General features: G+C 55.6%; 19 protein-coding genes, 2 tRNA genes and 1 rRNA gene. 12 read left to right on the plus strand and 10 right to left on the minus strand.

What is annotated here, in order from left to right; genetic code table 11:
* A 5S ribosomal RNA gene (gene rrf, locus MKZ79_RS13445) occupies positions 1 to 109 on the plus strand; the annotation flags it as partial.
* Between the two features lie 115 nt (positions 110 to 224).
* Positions 225 to 301, plus strand: a tRNA-Asp gene (locus MKZ79_RS13450).
* Positions 302 to 416: 115 nt separating this feature from the next.
* Here the strand turns inward: MKZ79_RS13450 and yafC are convergent.
* Positions 417 to 1,313: a DNA-binding transcriptional regulator YafC gene (gene yafC / locus MKZ79_RS13455; protein ID WP_336142881.1), complete on the minus strand. Its 897-nt coding sequence runs from the start codon at positions 1,311 to 1,313 to the stop codon at positions 417 to 419.
* Positions 1,314 to 1,584: 271 nt separating this feature from the next.
* On the opposite strand from yafC, the gene MKZ79_RS13460 reads away from it, so the two are divergent.
* The gene (locus MKZ79_RS13460) at positions 1,585 to 2,370 is read left to right on the plus strand and encodes an endonuclease/exonuclease/phosphatase family protein (RefSeq protein ID WP_336142882.1); all 786 of its coding nucleotides are present in this window, start codon (positions 1,585 to 1,587) and stop codon (positions 2,368 to 2,370) included.
* Here the strand turns inward: MKZ79_RS13460 and MKZ79_RS13465 are convergent.
* The 3 genes from MKZ79_RS13465 to gloB form a co-directional block, all read right to left on the minus strand.
* Entirely contained in the window at positions 2,367 to 3,071 is a 705-nt protein-coding gene (locus MKZ79_RS13465; protein WP_336142883.1) for a cyclase family protein, read from the minus strand. The two genes, MKZ79_RS13460 and MKZ79_RS13465, sit on opposite strands and share 4 nt — an antisense overlap.
* 110 nt (positions 3,072 to 3,181) lie before the next feature.
* Positions 3,182 to 4,534 (minus strand): murein transglycosylase D, encoded by a 1,353-nt coding sequence (mltD, locus tag MKZ79_RS13470; RefSeq protein WP_336142884.1) that lies wholly within the window; start codon positions 4,532 to 4,534, stop codon positions 3,182 to 3,184.
* A 70-nt stretch (positions 4,535 to 4,604) separates the two neighbouring features.
* On the minus strand, positions 4,605 to 5,360 hold the full coding sequence (gene gloB / locus MKZ79_RS13475) for a hydroxyacylglutathione hydrolase (RefSeq protein ID WP_336142885.1): 756 nt from the start codon (positions 5,358 to 5,360) through the stop codon (positions 4,605 to 4,607).
* Between the two features lie 45 nt (positions 5,361 to 5,405).
* On the opposite strand from gloB, the gene MKZ79_RS13480 reads away from it, so the two are divergent.
* Positions 5,406 to 6,137 carry a methyltransferase domain-containing protein gene (locus MKZ79_RS13480; protein ID WP_336142886.1) on the plus strand — a complete coding sequence of 244 codons (732 nt, stop codon included), beginning with the start codon at positions 5,406 to 5,408 and terminating at the stop codon, positions 6,135 to 6,137.
* On the opposite strand, the gene rnhA is transcribed toward MKZ79_RS13480, so the two are convergent.
* Positions 6,122 to 6,589: a ribonuclease HI gene (gene rnhA, locus MKZ79_RS13485; protein ID WP_336142887.1), complete on the minus strand. Its 468-nt coding sequence runs from the start codon at positions 6,587 to 6,589 to the stop codon at positions 6,122 to 6,124. The two genes, MKZ79_RS13480 and rnhA, sit on opposite strands and share 16 nt — an antisense overlap.
* A 51-nt stretch (positions 6,590 to 6,640) precedes the next feature.
* Here rnhA and dnaQ point away from each other — a divergent pair, with 51 nt between their 5' ends.
* Complete coding sequence (dnaQ, locus tag MKZ79_RS13490) at positions 6,641 to 7,375, plus strand: DNA polymerase III subunit epsilon (protein ID WP_336142888.1); 735 nt, start codon at positions 6,641 to 6,643, stop codon at positions 7,373 to 7,375.
* A 123-nt stretch (positions 7,376 to 7,498) separates the two neighbouring features.
* A tRNA-Asp gene (locus MKZ79_RS13495) sits at positions 7,499 to 7,575 on the plus strand.
* Between the two features lie 79 nt (positions 7,576 to 7,654).
* Here MKZ79_RS13495 and fsa read toward each other — a convergent pair.
* Positions 7,655 to 8,326 (minus strand): fructose-6-phosphate aldolase, encoded by a 672-nt coding sequence (fsa, locus tag MKZ79_RS13500; RefSeq protein WP_336142889.1) that lies wholly within the window; start codon positions 8,324 to 8,326, stop codon positions 7,655 to 7,657.
* A 141-nt stretch (positions 8,327 to 8,467) separates the two neighbouring features.
* Here fsa and MKZ79_RS13505 point away from each other — a divergent pair, with 141 nt between their 5' ends.
* Both MKZ79_RS13505 and MKZ79_RS13510 read left to right on the plus strand, forming a co-directional pair.
* Positions 8,468 to 9,367: a glycyl-radical enzyme activating protein gene (locus MKZ79_RS13505; RefSeq protein WP_336143366.1), complete on the plus strand. Its 900-nt coding sequence runs from the start codon at positions 8,468 to 8,470 to the stop codon at positions 9,365 to 9,367.
* Between the two features lie 4 nt (positions 9,368 to 9,371).
* Entirely contained in the window at positions 9,372 to 11,804 is a 2,433-nt protein-coding gene (locus MKZ79_RS13510) for a formate C-acetyltransferase/glycerol dehydratase family glycyl radical enzyme (RefSeq protein ID WP_336142890.1), read from the plus strand.
* 151 nt (positions 11,805 to 11,955) lie between these two features.
* On the opposite strand, the gene MKZ79_RS13515 is transcribed toward MKZ79_RS13510, so the two are convergent.
* Entirely contained in the window at positions 11,956 to 13,446 is a 1,491-nt protein-coding gene (locus tag MKZ79_RS13515) for an NCS1 family nucleobase:cation symporter-1 (RefSeq protein ID WP_336142891.1), read from the minus strand.
* A 145-nt stretch (positions 13,447 to 13,591) separates the two neighbouring features.
* On the opposite strand from MKZ79_RS13515, the gene MKZ79_RS13520 reads away from it, so the two are divergent.
* From MKZ79_RS13520 to MKZ79_RS13535, 4 genes are all read left to right on the plus strand, one after another.
* Positions 13,592 to 14,317 carry a GntR family transcriptional regulator gene (locus MKZ79_RS13520; protein ID WP_336142892.1) on the plus strand — a complete coding sequence of 242 codons (726 nt, stop codon included), beginning with the start codon at positions 13,592 to 13,594 and terminating at the stop codon, positions 14,315 to 14,317.
* The gene (gene hpxA / locus MKZ79_RS13525) at positions 14,307 to 15,047 is read left to right on the plus strand and encodes an allantoin racemase (RefSeq protein WP_336142893.1); all 741 of its coding nucleotides are present in this window, start codon (positions 14,307 to 14,309) and stop codon (positions 15,045 to 15,047) included. Before MKZ79_RS13520 ends, hpxA begins: the two co-directional genes overlap by 11 nt.
* Before the next feature lie 30 nt (positions 15,048 to 15,077).
* The gene (gene puuE / locus MKZ79_RS13530; RefSeq protein WP_336142894.1) at positions 15,078 to 16,037 is read left to right on the plus strand and encodes an allantoinase PuuE; all 960 of its coding nucleotides are present in this window, start codon (positions 15,078 to 15,080) and stop codon (positions 16,035 to 16,037) included.
* 304 nt (positions 16,038 to 16,341) lie between these two features.
* Positions 16,342 to 16,875 (plus strand): hypothetical protein, encoded by a 534-nt coding sequence (locus tag MKZ79_RS13535; protein ID WP_336142895.1) that lies wholly within the window; start codon positions 16,342 to 16,344, stop codon positions 16,873 to 16,875.
* A gap of 302 nt (positions 16,876 to 17,177) precedes the next feature.
* Here the strand turns inward: MKZ79_RS13535 and hpxZ are convergent, their stop codons facing one another.
* The 3 genes from hpxZ to hpxX are packed head-to-tail and all read right to left on the minus strand — an operon-like array spanning position 17,178 to position 19,131.
* The gene (gene hpxZ, locus MKZ79_RS13540) at positions 17,178 to 17,558 is read right to left on the minus strand and encodes an oxalurate catabolism protein HpxZ (protein ID WP_336142896.1); all 381 of its coding nucleotides are present in this window, start codon (positions 17,556 to 17,558) and stop codon (positions 17,178 to 17,180) included.
* Positions 17,555 to 18,952: an AtzE family amidohydrolase gene (locus tag MKZ79_RS13545; protein ID WP_336142897.1), complete on the minus strand. Its 1,398-nt coding sequence runs from the start codon at positions 18,950 to 18,952 to the stop codon at positions 17,555 to 17,557. Before MKZ79_RS13545 ends, hpxZ begins: the two co-directional genes overlap by 4 nt.
* Positions 18,949 to 19,131 carry an oxalurate catabolism protein HpxX gene (gene hpxX, locus MKZ79_RS13550; protein ID WP_336142898.1) on the minus strand — a complete coding sequence of 61 codons (183 nt, stop codon included), beginning with the start codon at positions 19,129 to 19,131 and terminating at the stop codon, positions 18,949 to 18,951. The genes MKZ79_RS13545 and hpxX overlap by 4 nt, the downstream gene beginning before the upstream one ends.
* Position 19,132 lies beyond the last annotated feature (1 nt).

The raw sequence follows: 19,132 nt of genomic DNA on the forward strand, positions 1-19,132 counted from the left end.
GCCGTAGCGCGGTGGTCCCACCTGACCCCATGCCGAACTCAGAAGTGAAACGCCGTAGCGCCGATGGTAGTGTGGGGTCTCCCCATGCGAGAGTAGGGAACTGCCAGGCATCAATTAGAGCAGTAAATGTGAGTTAACCATTTGCGCTCAGACCTTCCGGTGACGCGGAAAGGGTGAAACACCTGATATCAGAAGCGACATTCTGAGTTCAGTACAGAATCGGTGGAGCGGTAGTTCAGTTGGTTAGAATACCTGCCTGTCACGCAGGGGGTCGCGGGTTCGAGCCCCGTCCGTTCCGCCACTTAATATAAGGCCCTGAGCAATTGCTCAGGGCTTTTTTTTTTGCCTGTAGCTTTATCTGGTCAGCCTTTTCCCTCATCCTGTTTTCGTGAAAAGTGATATCACCCTCAATCCGTTCATACAGGATTGTGTCTGAGCCATTCGCTAACAAAGTCGATAAAAGATCTTATGCGCGAGTTAACCGCGCGGTCGCCGTAATATACGGCGTTGAAAGGCATATCTACCGGCAAGACTTTATCCGCCATGACTTCCACCAGCGTACCTTCGCTAAGATCTCTATTGATCATAAAATCCGACAGGCAGGCGATGCCATTTCCGGTCAGGCATAGCTGTCTGAGCGTTTCGCCGCTGTTTGAAGTGCTGGCAGGGGTAATATCATAAAGCTGACCGTCAGCGTTAGCGACAGGCCAGCGATTTAAACTCAGCGGCTCGACAAAGCCCAGGCAGGCGTGCTGTGACAGCTCTTCTACAGATTGCGGCGTACCATGCTGTTGCAGCCATTCAGGGCTGGCGACTATCTTACGGCGGCTGTTAAACAACAGGCGAGCGCGCAGGCTGGAGTCGGTAAGAGTACCGGCGCGGATCGCCACGTCCACTTTTCTTTCAATCAGATTGATATAGGTTTCAGAGGAAACCAGCGAGATCGCCACTTCAGGAAAGCGCTCACGAAAAGGTTTTATCATCGGCATCAGCAAATGCAGTACAACCGGCGTGGCGGCATCAATACGCAACGAGCCCTGCGGCAGCCTTTTACGCTCTGTTAGTTCATTTTCAGCCGCTAACATCTCCTGAAGGATCGTCTGCACTCGTTTAAAATAAATTTCGCCTTCCTCTGTGAGTTTAATTTGCCGTGTCGTACGGGTTAATAGTTCTACCTCCAGCCGCGTTTCCAGTCTCTTCACCGCACGGCTGACCGCGGAATTAGCCATCTTTAGCCGTTCGGCGGCTTTGCTGAAGCTACCGCTTTCCACTACGGCGACAAAAATCGCCAGCTCCTCTGAGTTTGCTTTCATAAACGCTTCCCGAACGAAATAAGTTTGCTGATGTGCTGCCGGCCATTAAAACATGGGGGAAACGGGGATGCCATCTGCCCACGGCTACCGGTTACAGAATGAAGCGCTGCAGCGGGACGCCGGCGGTAAATCGACTACAGTTATAGGCTGGGTTTGTACCTGCTTACTTTCAACGGGTACTTATCAGGCGCCTCTGATTGAAACCCGGCCATAAAGCCCCTATAACTGAAGGTAGAGATGATAAGTCAACATGCAGAGGTCAGACGCTAACGTGCGGAAAAAAACTTATGCCATGAGGTATGTTGCAGGACAGCCAGCGGAACGTATTTTTCCGCCGGGCGCGATGCTGCATATGGGCAAAGCGTTACCGCCCGGCGCGCCGCTAACGACTCATTCAACGCTGCGCGTTCTGGTCTGGAACATTTTTAAGCAGCAGCGTGCAGAGTGGCTGTCGGTACTGCAGGATTTCGGTAAAGACGCGCAATTGGTACTGCTGCAGGAAGCGCAAACTACACCGGAGCTGATACGCTTTGCCACCAGTAATTATCTGGCGGCGGATCAGGTGCCGGCTTTCGTGCTGCCCCAGCACCCTTCGGGCGTGATGACGCTGGCTGCTGCGCATCCGGTTTACTGCTATCCGCTAAGGGAGCGTGAGCCGCTGCTGCGACTGGCTAAATCTGCCCTGGTTACCGCCTATCCGCTGCCGGACGGTAAGATGCTGATGGTGGTCAATATCCATGCCGTGAACTTCAGTCTGGGGATCGACGTTTACAGCAAGCAGCTTGGCCCTATCGGCGAGCAAATTATTCACCATAAAGGGCCGGTGATCATGGCTGGCGACTTCAATGCCTGGAGCCGTCAGCGCATTAATGCGCTGTACTCCTTTGCCCATAATATGGGGCTGCACGAGGTCAATTTTACCGACGATCATCGCCGTAAAGCATTTGGCAGACCGCTGGATTTTGTTTTTTACCGCGATATGGACGTGGCGGAAGCCTCCGTACTGGTGACGCGTGCCTCCGATCACAACCCACTGCTGGTAGAGTTTACTCCTTAAGCCGTCCGCTTAACTAAAGCCACGGCCCGCACAGGCGAAGCGGAAGCGCCTTTAATACGCAACGGCAGGGCGATAAAGGTAAAAGCCGACGGCAGGCTATAGAGTCTGGCCAGGCTTTCGATAATCATACCGTCCGCGCTCAGTACCGCCTGATGGGCCGGATATTCTTTGCTGTCAGCACAATCCAGAGACATAGCGTCCGTGCCGAAAACGCTTACTCCCTTTTCCAGCAAGTAGTGCGCGGCTTCAGCGGAAAGTCCCGGCCAGCCGCACATAAACTCAGCATGATCGGGACGGCAGCGCCATTTTTTATCGTAGCCGGTACGAAACAAAACGATGTCCTGCGCGACGATCTCACCGTGACTCTCTTCCCAATCCTCAATCATGCCAAAGGTGATTAAACCGTTTTGCGGCAGGTGAGACATATCCAGGCAGCGGCCGCGTCCGGTTAGCCGACGCACGTTAACGCTATCAATGCTTTTTCCTTGCGGTATAAAATGCGCCGGCGCGTCTATATGGGTGCCGCAATGGTCGCCCAAGCTAAGCTGACAGTTATAATTACCATCGCCTGCAGCAAAGGTTTCCGCGCTGCTCAGAAAAAAACGGCCATCACCTGGCCAGACCGGCATACCTTCCTTGTAATCGTGGCTTAGTTCAATCAGGCGATGCTGGTTTAGTAGCGCAACTAATTCGTCAGTCATGGCGATCTCTGCTCTGTCACAGGAGCAGGCAGTAAAGCACAGCAGAGAGGGGCGGGAAACGACGGATATAAAAAAACCAGTCCGAAGACTGGTTTTTATACGCGGCACCTTTAGCTGTCAGGCGTGGTGGTGTTGCTGACAAACAGCGTTAGCTTGTCGCCAGGCTGGATATTATCCAGACCGCCGCTGTTCCAGCGCAGCAGATCTTTCATCCCTACGCCGTGACGTTTTGCGATGCTGGCCAGAGAATCACCTTTACGAACTTTATAGGTGATGCTGTTGCCATTATCGGCCAGTCTGGTTGCGCTTTCGCTGCCGCCCAGGCTGAGCGTCTGTCCCGGTTTGATTATTCCACCGCGCAGGTTATTGGCCTGCTGAAGCGTTTTAACCGATACGTTCAGGCGTTTCGCAATGCCTGACAGCGTATCGCCGTTGCGCACCTTATAGGTACTGTTACTGGCCAGCGCCGTCGGCTGTACTGCCGCAATATCGCCTGTTGCCAGGGAGTTGCGCAGTTTCGCCACGTTCGACTTCGGCACCATAATGTAGTGCGGGCCGTTAGGGGCGGTCTTGCCGCGCTTATAGCCTGTATTAAAGCTCTTCAGCTTGCTGAGCGACATGCCGGCCATTTCCGCCGCCTGCGTCAGTTCAATCTGCTGACCCACTTCGACACGCGCCAGCGCGCGGGTTTCGTTAGGTTCAGGAAGACGAATACCGTAACGCTTGTTGTTTTTCAGCAGCTCGCTCAACGCCAGCATTTTCGGCACGTACACCGTGGTTTCGCGCGGCAGCGACAGCGACCAGAAATCGGTCGGCTTACCGCGAGCCTTATTGCTCTTGATCGCCTTCAGCACGCGGCCTTCGCCACTGTTGTAGGCGGCTACGGTCAGCAGCCAGTCGCCATCAAACATATTGTTCAGGCGCTGCATCATATCCAGGGCGACTTTGGTGGAAGCGACAATATCGCGACGACCGTCATACCACTGGTTCTGTTTGAGCCCGTAGTTACGTCCCGTTTGCGGCACTATCTGCCAGATGCCGGCGGCATTGGCAGAAGAGGTCGCATGAGGATCAAAAGCGCTCTCCACTATGGGTAATAGTACCAGTTCCATCGGCATCTTACGTTGCTTAATCTGCTCGACTATCCAGTACATATACGGCTCAGCCCGTAACGTTACATCGTGGAGATAGCTCTTGTTTCTTAAATACTTTTGTTTTTGTTCGCGTATCCGGGGGTTTTCCGGAACCTTCATCTTCAGCTCATCGCTGACAAAACTCCATAGATCCTGATCTTTCGCCAGGCTGGTTCCATCGTCCTGCCAGCGTGGTGATAACAACCGATCTGCGTTTTGACTGCTCTGCGCTGAAGACAAACTCTGTGCATGCTGTTCAGGTGCGTCATGCTTTGACGCCTGGCACCCCACCAGCAGGACCGAGGCGAGTAATATCGCTTTAGCCTTCATGTGTGTGTCATTGTTCGCTTAAAAGACGAGCAACTATACGTGCTCGGGCTGCTCAACACAACCCGAAAAATCAAAAATGGTCTTTCTTCTCGCGTAGAGTTGCAAAAACATTCCATTCATGTTGCGGAGGTGTTTCAAATCCAATTACTTTTTGTAATTCATGATCTTGCGTACGCAGAAAAACATTTATTTGCCGCTCGAAAGCGAGCGTTACGGGCAAGGAAACTGCATTTTTTGCCCGTAACTCCTTAATTTCGCGGTAATAGCCTGCTATTTTCGCATCCTCAGGCAGCAGCGAAACGGCAAACTTCATGTTTGATAACGTATATTCGTGCGCGCAGCACACCAGCGTTTCACCGGGTAACTGATTAAGCTTTTGAAAAGAATTAAACATCTGTTCAGGCGTGCCTTCAAAGAGACGACCGCACCCGCCCGAGAACAGCGTATCGCCACAGAAAAGGTAAGGTCGGCTGTAGTATGAGATATGTCCTAAAGTGTGACCCGGTGTAGCGATTACGCTAAATTCAAGTCCCAAAATAGCGATTTTATCGCCTTCACGAACAATCCGGCCTGCGCCCTTATCCCTTGTTTCCTCAGGCCCGTAAACTATCAGATCGGGATACTTTCGCAGCAGTTCTTTTACGCCGCCGACGTGATCCTGATGGTGGTGGGTAAGCAGAATCGCTGCCGGCCGCCACTGGTTTTTTTGCAGTGTCGCCAACACTGGCGCCGCTTCGCCCGGATCGACGATCAGGCAGTCGCCCTGTTCGTTATTTAATGTCCAGATGTAGTTATCCTGAAAAGCCGGAATGCTGGTAAGATTCATTATCGCCTCGCTGACCTGGCCGCAATGGAAAGAAGATGGTAAAGCATGAAGCCCGCTAAAACACGCCAAATTCGTCACGTGCCGCACTCCTGGGATGAGATGCCCTGGGGAGACTATTATCGTGACGCGCTTAATCAGCATCTGCAACCCTGCCTCGACAGGCTGTATGGTTTCCATCTGTTGAAAATTGGCCAGCTAAGCGCGCAAATCGATACTGAAAGCTGCGCTATCTCGCATCAGGTTAACGTGGGATTAAGCGGTGAAAATCTACAGGTTATCGCCGAGTCCGGCAGCCTGCCTTTTGAATCCAAATCGATCGACGCCTGCCTGCTGGCGCACACGCTTGCCTGGAGCAGCGATCCGCATCGTATCCTGCGTGAGGTCGATCGCGTGTTGATCGATGACGGCTGGATGATTATCAGCGGCTTTAATCTCTTCAGCGTATTGGGTATGGGAAAATTGATCCCTGGCCTGCGTCGGCAGGTGCCGTGGAACAGCCGCATGTTTACGCAGACGAGGCTAATAGACTGGCTTAGCCTGTTGAACTATGAGGTGGTACAGCGCACACGCTTTCAGGTATTACCCTGGAACCGGCAGGGCGGCAAAGTCATCAGCACGCATCTTCCGGCGCTGGGCTGCCTGAGTATTATCGTGGCGCGCAAACGCACCTTTCCGTTAATTATGAATCCGGCCAAAAAGGCGGCCGCGAAAAGAAGGCTGGCGCCAGCCGTTGGCGCTACCAGCCGTATGCGCCAGCGCCATCAGGATTCCGACTGATAGCCAATATCTTCAAAGGCTGGACTGCCTGCGGCGGCACGCGCCAGCTCGTCGCAGCGTTCATTCTCCGGATGGCCCGCGTGGCCTTTAACCCATTCCCATTTTATCTGATGCTGGCCCAGTGCCGTATCCAGCCGCTTCCATAAATCGACGTTTTTTACCGGCTTTTTATCCGCCGTTTTCCAGCCGCGTTTTTTCCAGTTATGGATCCAGCTGGTAATACCCTGGCGCACGTACTGGCTGTCTGTGCTCAGCACCACTTCGCATGGCTGGGTCAGCGCTTCCAACGCGACGATAGCCGCCATCAGCTCCATGCGATTATTGGTGGTCAACTGATAGCCGGCGCTGAACGTTTTCTCATGCTGGCCGTAGCGCAAAATAGCACCGTATCCGCCTGGGCCGGGATTGCCAAGACAAGAACCATCGGTGAAAATTTCTACCTGTTTAGGCATCTCTGGTAGACTCCCTGTGGAAAAACGCCAAGTCTGACATAAACGGGTCCTATGAGCACAGTAAATACAACGCGCCAGATTGTCCTGGATACTGAAACCACCGGTATGAATATGATCGGGGTGCATTATGAAGGGCATCGCATCATTGAAATCGGTGCCGTTGAGGTGGTAAACCGTCGTCTCACCGGCAATAACTTTCATGTTTACCTCAAGCCCGACCGCCTGGTCGATCCGGAGGCTTTCGGCGTTCACGGTATCGCCGACGAGTTTCTGGCCGACAAGCCGACCTTTGCCGAAATCGCCGATGATTTCATCGACTATATAAAAGGCGCCGAGCTGGTGATCCATAACGCCTCGTTCGATATCGGCTTTATGGACTATGAATTCGGCATGCTGGGCCGCAATCTTCCCAAAACGGAAACCTTCTGTCAGATCACCGACAGCCTGGCGATGGCGCGCAAGCTGTTTCCCGGCAAGCGCAACAGCCTTGATGCGCTCTGCTCGCGTTACGAAATAGACAACAGCAAGCGAACGCTGCACGGCGCGCTGCTTGACTCCGAAATTCTGGCTGAAGTATTCCTGGCTATGACCGGCGGCCAGACGTCGCTGAAGTTCTCCATGGAAGGCGACAGGCAGGAGCAGAGCAATGACGAGGCTATTTACCGCGTTACGCGTCCGGCTTCCGGCCTGTGCGTGCTGGCGGCGACCGAGGACGAGATTGCCGCGCACGAAGCGCGCCTCGACCTGGTAATGAAGAAGGGCGGAAGCTGCCTGTGGCGCGCCTGAAAGGGCTGAAAAGCCGCACCAGCTGAAAAAACAGCCAGTCGATCGGAAAGCCGCAGAAAAAGCATTGACGCCATGCGGCGCGCACCGTAATATTCGCCCCGTTCCCGACGGGGAACAAAGCGCGGAGCGGTAGTTCAGTTGGTTAGAATACCTGCCTGTCACGCAGGGGGTCGCGGGTTCGAGCCCCGTCCGTTCCGCCAAGTATTCGAAAAGCCTGATGCAGAAATGCATCAGGCTTTCGTCGTTTCAGAACTGTGCAAGCAGTCTCTTGCTCGCCTTTTATCCCAGAGTTAATGAAGCTTTACCAAAAGCATCAAGCCACTGCTGCTCGAACTGCTCTACGGCGGCGGCCACCGCTGGGGAAGAAAAGATCTGCCCGGCGACGTCCAGCGGTAAAGTAATAGCGCCGCAGCCGGCCAGCATACAATCCAGCGCCTGGCGCGGCGTTTTAAAGCTGGCGGCCAGCACCATGGACGAAGGCGCATGCAGCGTCAGCAGCTGCTGAAGATCTTTTACCGTCTGGATCCCGCTGCCGCCCTGAGCGTCAATTCGATTAACGTAAGGCGCAACGTATTCCGCGCCAGCCAGCGCTGAAAACAAGCCCTGCGCCGCGCCATAAACCGCTGTGCCCAGCGTCGGCACGCCTTCCTGCTTTAGCCATTTAAGCGCGCTCAGGCCCTCAGCCGTCACGGGAATTTTCACCACTAAATTCGGCACGATTGCGCGTAGTTGCAATGCTTCCTGCGCCATTTCTTCCGCCCGGGAGGCAATCACCTGCGCAAACAGCTTGCCCTGACCGCCCAGCGCTTCCTGCAGCTCAGGCAGTAGCGTCGTCAGCGGCTTTTTGCCGCCCGCCACAATAGACGGGTTCGTTGTGACGCCTGCCAGCGGCAGCACGCGAGCTAAACGTTTCACCGCATTCACGTCAGATGTATCAAGATAGAGTTCCATACCAGTCCCTTAAGTCATTTGTGAGCTGAAGCCAGGTTTACGAATCTTATCCCGCCTGCGGTTTTTTTTATTGCTCAGGGTCAATGTTACTTTCTTTCGAAACCTATTTAATCTTCGTACGTAAGTTGCAGGGGCCAGATGATGATCTTTAATATCCAGCGTTACTCCACGCATGATGGGCCAGGCATTCGCACCGTAGTCTTTTTAAAAGGCTGCTCGCTAAGGTGCCGCTGGTGCCAGAATCCCGAGAGCTATTCACGACATCGGGAACTGTTATTTGACGCGCGGTTTTGCTTACCGGGCTGTCAGCTCTGTCAGCAGGCCGCTCCGCAGGCTATTGTCCGACAGCCTGAACAGCTGACAATTTGTCGCGTAAAGCTGCAGCCGCAGGATTTAACGGCGCTGGAAAACTGCTGCCCGACGCAGGCGCTAACAGTGTGCGGAGAGGAGAAAAGCGCGGAAGAGATTATGGCGGTAGTAAGGCGTGATAAACCTTTCTATCAGCGTAGCGCTGGCGGCATGACATTATCGGGAGGCGAACCTTTTATGCAGCCCGCGCTGGCGGAAGCGCTGCTGCGCGCCTGCCATCAGGAAAATATTCATACCGCTGTGGAAACCTGTCTGCACGTGCCGTGGCGCTCAATAATGCCCAGCCTTCCTGATATCGATCTCTTCCTGGCCGACCTGAAGCATACCGACGAAACGAAATTTCAGGCATGGACTAAAGGCTCGGCAAAGCGCGTGCTGGCTAACCTGCGTAAAGTGGCGGCGGCAGGCAAGCCAATGACTATTCGTGTGCCGTTAATCCCGGGTTTTAATACCGATCGGCAAGCCCTTCAGCAAATCGTCGATTTTGTCGCTGACGAACTGCAGGTCAGCGATATCCATTTTCTTCCTTATCACACACTCGGCAGAAACAAATACGCCTTACTCGACCAACCTTATCTGGCGCCGGATAACCCGCTGACCTGCCCGAAAACGCTCGATTTCGCGCAAGCCTACGCAGAGCGGCGAGGCCTGAAGCCTTTATTAAGAGGATAAAGCGATGACCGTACTTAATCTTGATACCCTGAGCAACCGTATCCGCGACCATAAAGAAGCGTTAATCCATATCACCAAACCGCCCATCTGTACCGAGCGGGCGCGGCACTACAGCGAAATTTATCAACGGCATCAGGACAAACCGGTGCCGGTTTGCCGCGCGCTGGCGCTGGCGCATCATCTGGCGGAGCGTACTCTCTGGATCCAGCACGATGAGCTGATTGTCGGCAATCAGGCAAGCAAAGTGCGAGCCGCGCCGATTTTTCCTGAATATACCGTTTCGTGGATCGAAAAAGAGATCGACGATCTGGCGGATCGTCCGGGCGCAGGCTTTACCGTTACGGAAGAGGATAAACGCGTGCTGCACGAAATCTGTCCGTGGTGGCGCGGCCAAACCGTACAGGATCGCTGCTACGGCATGTTTACCGATGAGCAAAAGGCGCTGCTGGCAACCGGCATCATCAAAGCAGAAGGCAATATGACTTCCGGCGATGCGCATCTGGCGGTGAATTTTCCACTATTGTTGGAAAAAGGGCTGGATGGTCTGCAGGAAAAAGTAGCGGCGCGGCGGGCGGAGATCGATCTGACGCGCCTGGATGATCTGCATGGCGAACAGTTCCTGAAAGCTATCGCCATCGTGCTGCAGGCCATCAGCGAGCATATTCACCGTTATGCCGGGCTGGCCCGCACGATGGCGGAAAGCGAAAGCAGGGCCGAACGCCGGAAAGAATTGCTAACCATGGCGGAAAACTGCGAAATCATCGCCCATCGGCCGCCGGAAACCTTCTGGCAGGCGCTGCAGCTTTGCTACTTTATCCAGCTGTTTTTGCAGATTGAATCCAACGGGCACTCTGTTTCTTTTGGTCGCATGGATCAATATCTCTATCCCTGGTACCGTCGCGATGTGGAAATGGAGCAGCGCATCGACCGCGAACAGGCGATTGAACTACTGCAAAGCTGCTGGCTGAAGCTGCTGGAGGTCAACAAAATTCGTTCCGGCACTCACTCCAAAGCTTCTGCGGGCAGCCCGCTGTACCAGAATGTCACCATTGGCGGCCAGAACCTGATTGCAGGTCAGGCGCGGGATGCCGTCAATCCACTCTCTTACGCCATCCTGGAATCCTGCGGTCGACTGCGTTCAACCCAGCCGAATCTGAGCGTGCGCTACCATGCGGGCATTAGCGACGATTTTCTGGACGCCTGCGTGCAGGTTATCCGCTGCGGTTTTGGGATGCCCGCCTTTAATAACGATGAGATCGTCATTCCTGAATTTATCCGGCTGGGCGTGGAGCCGGCGGACGCTTACCAGTATGCCGCTATCGGCTGTATCGAAACCGCCGTCGGCGGTAAATGGGGCTATCGCTGCACCGGTATGAGCTTTATTAATTTTGCGCGCGTGATGCTGGCGTCACTGGAAAGCGGTCGTGACGCTACCAGCGGCCAAACGTTTCTGCCGCAGGAGAAAGCCCTTTCCACGGGCAGTTTCGCGGATTTCAGTGAGGTCATGGCGGCCTGGGACAGGCAGATACGTTACTACACGCGCAAATCTATAGAAATTGAGTACGTCGTGGATACGATGCTGGAAGAAAACGCGCACGATATTCTCTGTTCGGCGCTGGTGGATAACTGTATTGAGCGGGCGAAAAGCATCAAGCAGGGCGGTGCTAAGTATGACTGGGTTTCCGGTTTGCAGGTAGGCATCGCTAATCTGGGCAACAGCCTGGCGGCGGTAAAAAAACTGGTATTTGAACAGGGCGCCGTTGCCCAGCAGGCGCTCGCGGAAGCGCTGGCGACAGATTTCGAAGGGCTGAGCGGCGAGCAGCTTCGTCAGCGGCTGGTGAACGGCGCGCCAAAATATGGTAACGATGATGACTATGTGGATGAACTGCTGAGGCAGGCTTATCAGAGCTATATTGATGAGCTGCAAAACTATGTTAATCCACGCTATGGCCGTGGCCCGATCGGCGGTCGCTACTATGCGGGCACCTCTTCCATCTCCGCCAATGTGCCTTTCGGCGCGCAAACTATGACGACGCCGGATGGCCGTAAAGCCGGAACGCCGCTGGCGGAAGGCGCCAGTCCGTCTTCGGGAACCGATCGCCTGGGGCCGACAGCGGTAATCAATTCCGTCAGCAAGCTGCCTGTGGAATCCATTCTGGGCGGCGTACTGCTGAACCAGAAGCTGAATCCCGCTACGCTGGACAACCCTGGCGATCGGCAAAAACTGATGCTGCTGCTACGTACCTTTTTTGAAGAGCATAAAGGCTGGCATATTCAGTACAATATCGTCTCGCGCGAGACGCTATGCGCCGCCAAAGAAAATCCTGACGCTTACCGCGATTTGGTGGTGCGGGTCGCCGGCTATTCCGCTTTCTTTACCGCGCTTTCGCCGGACACGCAGGATGATATTATCGCGCGTACTGAACATATGCTGTAGCTGTTGATTAGCAGGCCGATTTCGCCAGGCGAAGCCGGCCTTTTTTGCTGGCAGGTTCTTTACAGAATTATCTTCGTTAAAATTCCTGGCCGCCATCAACACGCCTTAATAACAGAAGACGGGGGACGCAATGTGCTTATACCGCGTCCTTTTACCTCTTCTGCACCGCCATACGGCTATAGCTTTGCGCAGCACCCGCGCACTCTTCACGCGCCATCCAGCGATAGCCGCCAGCCGCCAGGGCGACGCCAATAAACCAGCTAAAATTCGCCACTTCATGCAGCGAAGGCGAAAAACTGATCGCCAGCCCAATCAGCACCGACGGCAGCAGCGCGGCAATCGCCTTAGGATTGAAACCGCCGCGATACCAGTATTTACCCTGTGGCGTAGCGTTAAACAGATCGTCGGTTGAAATTTTTCCGCGCTTAATCAGATAGAAATCGCACAGCAGAATACCGAACAGCGGGCCGATAAAGGCGCCGAGCACGTCCAGCGTATAGTGGATCAGTTCAGGCGACTGAAAAAGATTCCACGGCGTCAGCAGCACCGAGCCGACAGCGGCGATCATCCCGCCGGTACGAAAGCTTATTTTCTGCGGCGAACAGTTGGAAAAATCGAAAGCGGGCGAAACAAAGTTGGCGACGATATTAATGCCGATAGTGGCGGTAATCATGGTGAGCAGGCCAACGGCTACCGCCAGATCGCTGCCTACGCGGCTGACGGTTTCAATAGGATCGGTGATCATATGGCCAAACAGCGACTGCGTACCGGAAACGATCACCACCGTCACCACGGAAAACAGCAGAAAATTAAACGGCAGACCCCAGCGGTTGCCCCGACGGATCGCTGTCATGCTCTTGCCATAGCGGGCGAAATCGCCAAAGTTAAGCAGCGGCCCGGAGAAATAGGAAACCACCAGCGCCGTCGCGGTAATCATCTGCCACAGCTGCTGGCCGCCGCTTAGCTGTTTGGCAGACAGCGTGAAAGAGATGCCGTCAAAACCCGTCTTGTATACAATCCATCCCGCCAGCGCCACCATTACCACATAAACCGCCGGGCCGGCGACATCGATAAAGCGTTTAATCGCGTTCATACCGTGCCAGAACACCAGCGCCTGCGCCAGCCACATAAAGCCAAAGCAGATCCAACCGAGCTGCGACAGGCCAAGCCAGGAAACCTGCGTCATCGGCGCCAGCGAAGGCCAGAATTTCAGCGAAACCAGCATCAGCGCGTTAGCTGCCAGGTAAGTCTGGATCCCGTACCAGGCGAAAGCGATCAGGCCGCGTATCACCGCCGGAATATTGGCGCCGAACACGCCAAAAGCCTGACGGCACACCACCGCATAAGGGACGCCGGTCATCTGGCTGGGCTTCGCCACCAGATTAGCGAAAAGCTGCACGATACAAATCCCCGCCAGCAGGCAAATCAGCACCTGCCAGCTCGCCAGTCCCAGCGTAAAGAAGCTGGCTGCCACCACATAGCCGCCCATGCTGTGCACGTCCGACATCCAGAAAGAAAAGATATTGTACCAGCTCCAGTTCTGCTCGCGCGTTGGGGCCAGATCCTCATTGCACAGCCGCGGGCTGTAGCTGGCGCGAGCTTCCTCTGCCGACGCCGGAGAAACATTTAGACTCTTTGGCATGAAACCTGCTCCTCAACAGTTAACTGACAATCACACGATTCAAAAGAGGCATTGCAGGATCCAGGCCAGAAACGCATTTCATGTATACAAAATAGAGATCTACTGTGTACGATTCTTAGCGAGATAAACCTGAACGGACCAGGAAATGAATAGTGAAACCGGCCTGAAAACGGCCTCCGACCTGAATGACAAAGACGAACTGATTTATCAGGCGTTGATGAAAGCGATGGTGGAACGCCAGCTGCCGCCGGGCTGCAAACTGCCGGAAGAGGCGCTTTCTGGCGTCTTTGGCGTCAGCCGCACCGGTATTCGTAAAGTGCTGACGCGCCTCGCCGCAGTGCAGATGGTTGTTTTAACGCCCAAACGTGGTGCACAGGTCGCCACGCCTTCCGTGGAAGAGGCGCAGGATATCTTCCGTACCCGCGAACTGCTCGAGTGCGCCAATCTGCCGGCCGTGCTGGCGCGCTGTCAATCGACTCATCTGGCCGCGCTGGAAAAGCTGATCCGCCAGGAGCAGCAGGCGCACGACGCGCACGACGGGCCGGCGGCGATTCGTCTTTCCGCCGCTTTTCATATTCAGCTACAGGCGATTTCGGGCAACCAGGTGCTGACCGAAATGGTGACGCGGCTGACTCAGCGTTCGTCGCTGGTGATTGCGGCCTGGGGCGCGCCCTGGCAGCAGGGTTGCCGCTGCGACGATCACGGCGAGCTGATCGCGTTGCTCAGGCAAAAAGCGCTGGCGCCGCTCACTGAAGCAATGCGGCAACATTTTGCGCATATAGTGGCGAGCCTGCACTTTGAGCGCGGCGGTGAAACGCTACCGGACTTTGCCAGCCTGTTCGCCGATTTTGGAGAAGAAAATGCACGCTAAACGACTTATCCAGGTGATCAACCCCAATACCAGCCTGGCGATGACCGACACCATTGGGGAAGCGGCGCGCGGCGCGGCTTCATCGGACACCGAAATCCTGGCGGTTTGCCCGTCCGAAGGCGTCCCTTCCATCGAAGGACATTTTGACGAAGCGGTAGCCGCCATCGGCGTGCTGGAGCAGGTTAAAGCCGGACGCGAGCAGGGCGTTTGCGGACACGTTATCGCCTGCTTCGGCGATCCGGGCCTGCTGGCCGCGCGTGAAATAGCCGCCGGCCCGGTAATCGGTATCGCCGAGGCGGCCATGCATATGGCCACAATGGTCGCCACTCGCTTTTCGGTAGTCACCACCTTGCCGAGGACGGTGATTATCGCCCGTCATCTGTTGCGGCAGTATGGTTTTGAACACCACTGCGCCGCGCTGCACGCCATTGATTTGCCGGTGCTGGCGCTGGAGGACGGCAGCGGGCTGGCGCAGGAAAAAGTCCGGCAGCGCTGTATACAGGCCAAAAAAGAGGATGGCAGCGGCGCCATCGTGCTGGGCTGCGGCGGTATGGCCCGGCTTGCGCGCGAGCTGACGCTGGAGCTGGAGATGCCGGTCATCGACGGCGTCGGCGCAGCGGTAAAAATGGTGGAATCGCTGGTGGCGCTGGGACTGTCGACCAGCAAACAGGGCGATCTTGCCTGGCCGGTGCGAAAAACCCTGTCGGGTCAGTTTAAGCGCCTAAACTAAGTTATCTTGCCCTGGAACAGGACTGCGATCATGACCGATGCTGATGAAAAAAAAGAGTACAGCTTTAATAAAAACTATCCCCGCGATCTGATCGGCTATGCAGGTAAACCGCCACATGCGGCCTGGCCGGATAATGCGCGCATCGCCGTGCAGTTTGTTCTGAACTATGAGGAAGGCGCGGAAAACAGCGTGCTGCATGGCGATACCGGATCCGAGCAATTTCTGTCGGACATTATCGGCGCGGCCAGCTATCCCGAACGCCATATGTCGATGGAATCGCTGTACGAATATGGCTCCCGCGCCGGTTTCTGGCGTATACACAACGAATTTCAAAAGCGCGGCCTGCCGTTAAGCGTGTTCGGCGTGGCAATGGCGCTGGCGCGGCATCCGGATATCGTCGAGGCGATCAAAAGCGCTGACTATGATGTGGTCAGCCACGGCTGGCGCTGGATCCACTATCAGGCGATGGATGCGAAAACCGAACGTCAACACATGCAGCAGGCGGTAGATACGCTGACCGATCTGTTCGGCAAAGCACCAACCGGCTGGTATACGGGACGCGACAGCCCGAACACGCGCAGGCTGGTGGTAGAGCAGGGCGGCTTTAGCTACGATAGCGACAACTATGGCGACGATCTGCCGTTCTGGACAAAAGTGACCTGTCAGGACGGCACGGTAAAACCGCATCTGATCGTCCCCTACACTTTAGAAACAAACGACATGCGTTTCGCCACGCCGCAGGGCTTTAATACGGCGGAACAGTTCTATACCTACCTGAAGGACAGCTTTGACGTGCTGTATGAGGAAGGCGAAACCGCGCCGAAAATGCTCTCTGTCGGTATGCACTGCCGCCTGTTAGGGCGACCAGGCCGCTTCCGCGCGCTGCAGCGTTTTCTGGACTATATCCAGCAGCATGAAAAAGTCTGGATCTGTACGCGCCAGCAGATTGCCGAGCACTGGATAAAAACGCATCCGGCGCCGGAAGTTTGACCGACGCGGCGCGGATTCGTCGTACTGCTCTTAAATAAGGCTCGCTCAGGCGAGCCTTTATTATTACTGTGGGGCGCTATTAATAAAGCGGGACGCCGCCAAATTACATGGCGTTGCATTATTTTACGAGCGGCCTTCCATATTAAAATAAAGCGTGCGTCGTTACCGGGAATGCTATTGACGGCGGAATACAAAGGAATAGAGTAGGCGAGCGTTACAGCAAAAAGGGTATAGCGCTGCGGGGCTGACGAAGAGAGCAGGCAAACTGCAATAAAAGTATCGCTGGCGCGGCAAGGAGCTGAAGATGGCAAGAAAGATGAATGAAAGAGAGCCGTACAGAACCCTGGCCGGTTCTGAAGCCGGATGCCGGGAGAGCAACCAGGGCTGGGGTGACAGGCTTGAAAGCCGCACAGCCAGGCTGGAAACAAGCGTTGATCATATCAAAACCGACATTCGCGATATCAAAATCGATTTGCGGGAGTTACGCCAGGATCTTAAGCATGAAACCACCGCTCTCAGAGAAGATCTGAATCGGGAAACCACTGCGCTGCGTCAGGACATTATGCGAGAAACGGGTGCGCTACGTGAAGATTTGACCCGGGAAACCACCGCGCTGCGTCAGGACATTGTGCGGGAGACGAGTGCGCTACGCGAAGATTGGACTCGGGAGACGACCGCGCTGCGTCAGGATCTCGTGCGCGAAACCACCAGCCTGCGGAAAGAAGCCACCAGCCTGCGCAAAGAAGCCAGAACGGACTTTCGCCTGATGTTCGGCGCGCTTATCTCTGTAGCGCTTGGCCTGGCGGGGTTAATGGCGAAGGGGTTTCACTGGCTTTAATTCCTGACGTCAGAGCCTGATATTTTTTCAGGGTTATGTTACGCATTATGCTTTTCTCGCGGCCGACGATAATTCGACAATATTTTCGCTAACGCTATAAATAAAATAAATAAGCGCAGCTCGTTATTGATTTCTTTAACCGGTCGCAATAAACAGCGCAGGATAACGTTGCGAACAATAGTGTCATACTCCGCTGTTAACCGATGACCAATACAGCGATCTGGCCGCCTGCGAATAATTGTCGGTTAAGGTGCAGTGAACCAGGCGGAGCGCAGCCTCCGTGCCGCGACGCTCGCTATTGATTAGCTCATCAGGCTTACCTGCGCGGCGACAATGCGCCAGCCTTCAGGCAGCTTTACCCAGGTCTGCTGCTGACGGCCAATTTTATCCGTGCCGTCACGGGTAAATTCCGTGCTGCATACCGCGTAATCTTCGCCGAAAGTGGTGATCACCGTGTTGTGCAGCTGACGGTCGAGTCCCTTAGCGGGCCGTGCGGCGCGAAAAGCGCGGATGGCTTCGATACCGTAAAGGTTTTCTCCGGCGCCCAGCCGCACGGTACGCTCATCGTGCCAGAACAGCTCGTCCAGCGTCGCTGTATCGTTACTGACCAACGCCTGCTCGTAGCGATAAAAAGCGCTGGTGACCTCTGCCAGCACCGCCGGCCTGTTAATTTGATTGCTCATGTTAATCCTTGTGCGACAGGCGCTTTGGCGATACCCATTTTTTCCAGCATCCAGGCGGCGCGCAGGCAGGCTTCTTCTTTAAACGGCGCGGCGATAAGCTGCAGGCCGATTGGCAGGCCGTCCGGCGTCAGCAGCGGCACCGTTGTCACCGGCAGACCGAGGAAAGAGATGGGCTGGGTCAGCATTCCCATGCTGGCACGGATTGGCAGATCGCTGCCGTTAATGCGCATTGTTTCCTGACCGATAGCCGTGGCGCTGGTGGGCGTGGCGGGCGCAATCAGTACGTCAAACTGCTCAAACAGCGGTAGCGTCTGTTCGCGGAAGTAGCGACGAAAGCGCTGCGCCTGCACGTACCAGGCTGAAGGCGTCATCGCGCCGGCCAGCAGCCGCTCGCGCGACAGCGGTTCGAAACGCTCCGGCTGCGCGCGCAGCGCAGGCAGATACGCATTGCCGCCTTCGGAAGCGGTAAGAATAAACGCGGCGGTGCGGGCCAGCGCGGCTTCCGGCATCAGGACTTCCTCCTGCGCGTTTAGCGCCCTGGCCGCTGCGGCCACGGCCGCACGCGCGCGATCGTCGCACCAGGTCTGGAAATAGCCGCCCAGCACGGCGCAGCGTAAGCCTTCGGCGCCGCGCTGCAGCAGAGGATATGCGGGATGCACAGCTTTTTCCGCCTGAAAATCGTCGCGCTTATCGCGGCCCTGCAGCGCGTCGTAAACCTGGGCCAGATCCTCGGTGGTGCGGGCGAAAGGGCCGACATGATCCAGGCTGGCGACGAACGGCTGGCTACCGCTGCGCGACAGCCGGCCAAAGGTCGGTTTCAGGCCGAAGATCCCGCACAGCGAGGCGGGCACGCGAATGGAGCCGTTGGTGTCCGACCCCAGCGAGAAATGCGCCAGCCCCGAAGCGACTGCGGCCGCCGAGCCGCCGGAGGAGCCGCCAGCGATACGCTGTAAATCATGAGGATTGCGCGTAGCATCGTAGTGACTGTTTTCCGTGGTAAAGCCGTAGGCATAGGCGTCCATATTCAACATGCCGGAGAGCAGCGCGCCCGCTTCGCTCAGTTTGCGCACCGCCCAGCTGTCTTCGCGGGCTGCGGGGCGATCGCTGAACAGGCTGGCGCCCGCCAGCGTGGTATGGCCCGCCACATCGAAAAGATTTTTTACCGCATAGGGCACCGCCGCCAGCGCAGGTAAAGGACGATCTTCTTTACGCAAACGATCGATACGATCGGCTTCGCTGAACATACGATCCGCCGTTACGGCTGTCCAGGCGTTGATCTGCGGATTGCTTTGTTCGATCCCGTCCAGGGTTTGCTGCGCGATCTCACGGGCGCTCAGCTCGCCTTTTACCAGCGCGGCCTGCAGGCCGGCAACAGAGAAATCACTGAGCTTCATGCTTTATAAACTCCCGCGACTTCCTGGCGCTCGTCCAGAGGGAAAGCCATCAGCGGCCCGGCCATATCGGCAATGCGTGAAAATTGCGTCAGCAGCTCGGCGCGACGCTGGTCGTCCAGCTTCATATCCAGCAGCTGCTCCATTTGCGCCACATAAGCGGCCAAATCTGTCGGTTGCATT

Origin of the sequence: Erwinia sp. CGal63 (genome assembly GCF_037026505.1) — a bacterium.
Classification (GTDB): domain Bacteria; phylum Pseudomonadota; class Gammaproteobacteria; order Enterobacterales; family Enterobacteriaceae; genus Erwinia.

Excerpts from the sequence above, each read along its gene's own strand:
- MKZ79_RS13510 (WP_336142890.1), top strand. The coding sequence starts at position 9,372 with ATGACCGTACTTAATCTTGATACCCTGAGCAACCGTATCCGCGACCAT.
- MKZ79_RS13480 (WP_336142886.1), top strand. The coding sequence starts at position 5,406 with ATGAAGCCCGCTAAAACACGCCAAATTCGTCACGTGCCGCACTCCTGG.
- yafC (WP_336142881.1), bottom strand. The coding sequence starts at position 1,313 with ATGAAAGCAAACTCAGAGGAGCTGGCGATTTTTGTCGCCGTAGTGGAA.
- gloB (WP_336142885.1), bottom strand. The coding sequence starts at position 5,360 with ATGAATCTTACCAGCATTCCGGCTTTTCAGGATAACTACATCTGGACA.
- rnhA (WP_336142887.1), bottom strand. The coding sequence starts at position 6,589 with ATGCCTAAACAGGTAGAAATTTTCACCGATGGTTCTTGTCTTGGCAAT.
- dnaQ (WP_336142888.1), top strand. The coding sequence starts at position 6,641 with ATGAGCACAGTAAATACAACGCGCCAGATTGTCCTGGATACTGAAACC.
- hpxZ (WP_336142896.1), bottom strand. The coding sequence starts at position 17,558 with ATGAGCAATCAAATTAACAGGCCGGCGGTGCTGGCAGAGGTCACCAGC.
- MKZ79_RS13505 (WP_336143366.1), top strand. The coding sequence starts at position 8,468 with ATGATCTTTAATATCCAGCGTTACTCCACGCATGATGGGCCAGGCATT.
- mltD (WP_336142884.1), bottom strand. The coding sequence starts at position 4,534 with ATGAAGGCTAAAGCGATATTACTCGCCTCGGTCCTGCTGGTGGGGTGC.
- MKZ79_RS13515 (WP_336142891.1), bottom strand. The coding sequence starts at position 13,446 with ATGCCAAAGAGTCTAAATGTTTCTCCGGCGTCGGCAGAGGAAGCTCGC.
- fsa (WP_336142889.1), bottom strand. The coding sequence starts at position 8,326 with ATGGAACTCTATCTTGATACATCTGACGTGAATGCGGTGAAACGTTTA.
- MKZ79_RS13535 (WP_336142895.1), top strand. The coding sequence starts at position 16,342 with ATGGCAAGAAAGATGAATGAAAGAGAGCCGTACAGAACCCTGGCCGGT.
- MKZ79_RS13465 (WP_336142883.1), bottom strand. The coding sequence starts at position 3,071 with ATGACTGACGAATTAGTTGCGCTACTAAACCAGCATCGCCTGATTGAA.
- puuE (WP_336142894.1), top strand. The coding sequence starts at position 15,078 with ATGACCGATGCTGATGAAAAAAAAGAGTACAGCTTTAATAAAAACTAT.
- MKZ79_RS13520 (WP_336142892.1), top strand. The coding sequence starts at position 13,592 with ATGAATAGTGAAACCGGCCTGAAAACGGCCTCCGACCTGAATGACAAA.
- hpxX (WP_336142898.1), bottom strand. The coding sequence starts at position 19,131 with ATGCAACCGACAGATTTGGCCGCTTATGTGGCGCAAATGGAGCAGCTG.
- MKZ79_RS13545 (WP_336142897.1), bottom strand. The coding sequence starts at position 18,952 with ATGAAGCTCAGTGATTTCTCTGTTGCCGGCCTGCAGGCCGCGCTGGTA.
- hpxA (WP_336142893.1), top strand. The coding sequence starts at position 14,307 with ATGCACGCTAAACGACTTATCCAGGTGATCAACCCCAATACCAGCCTG.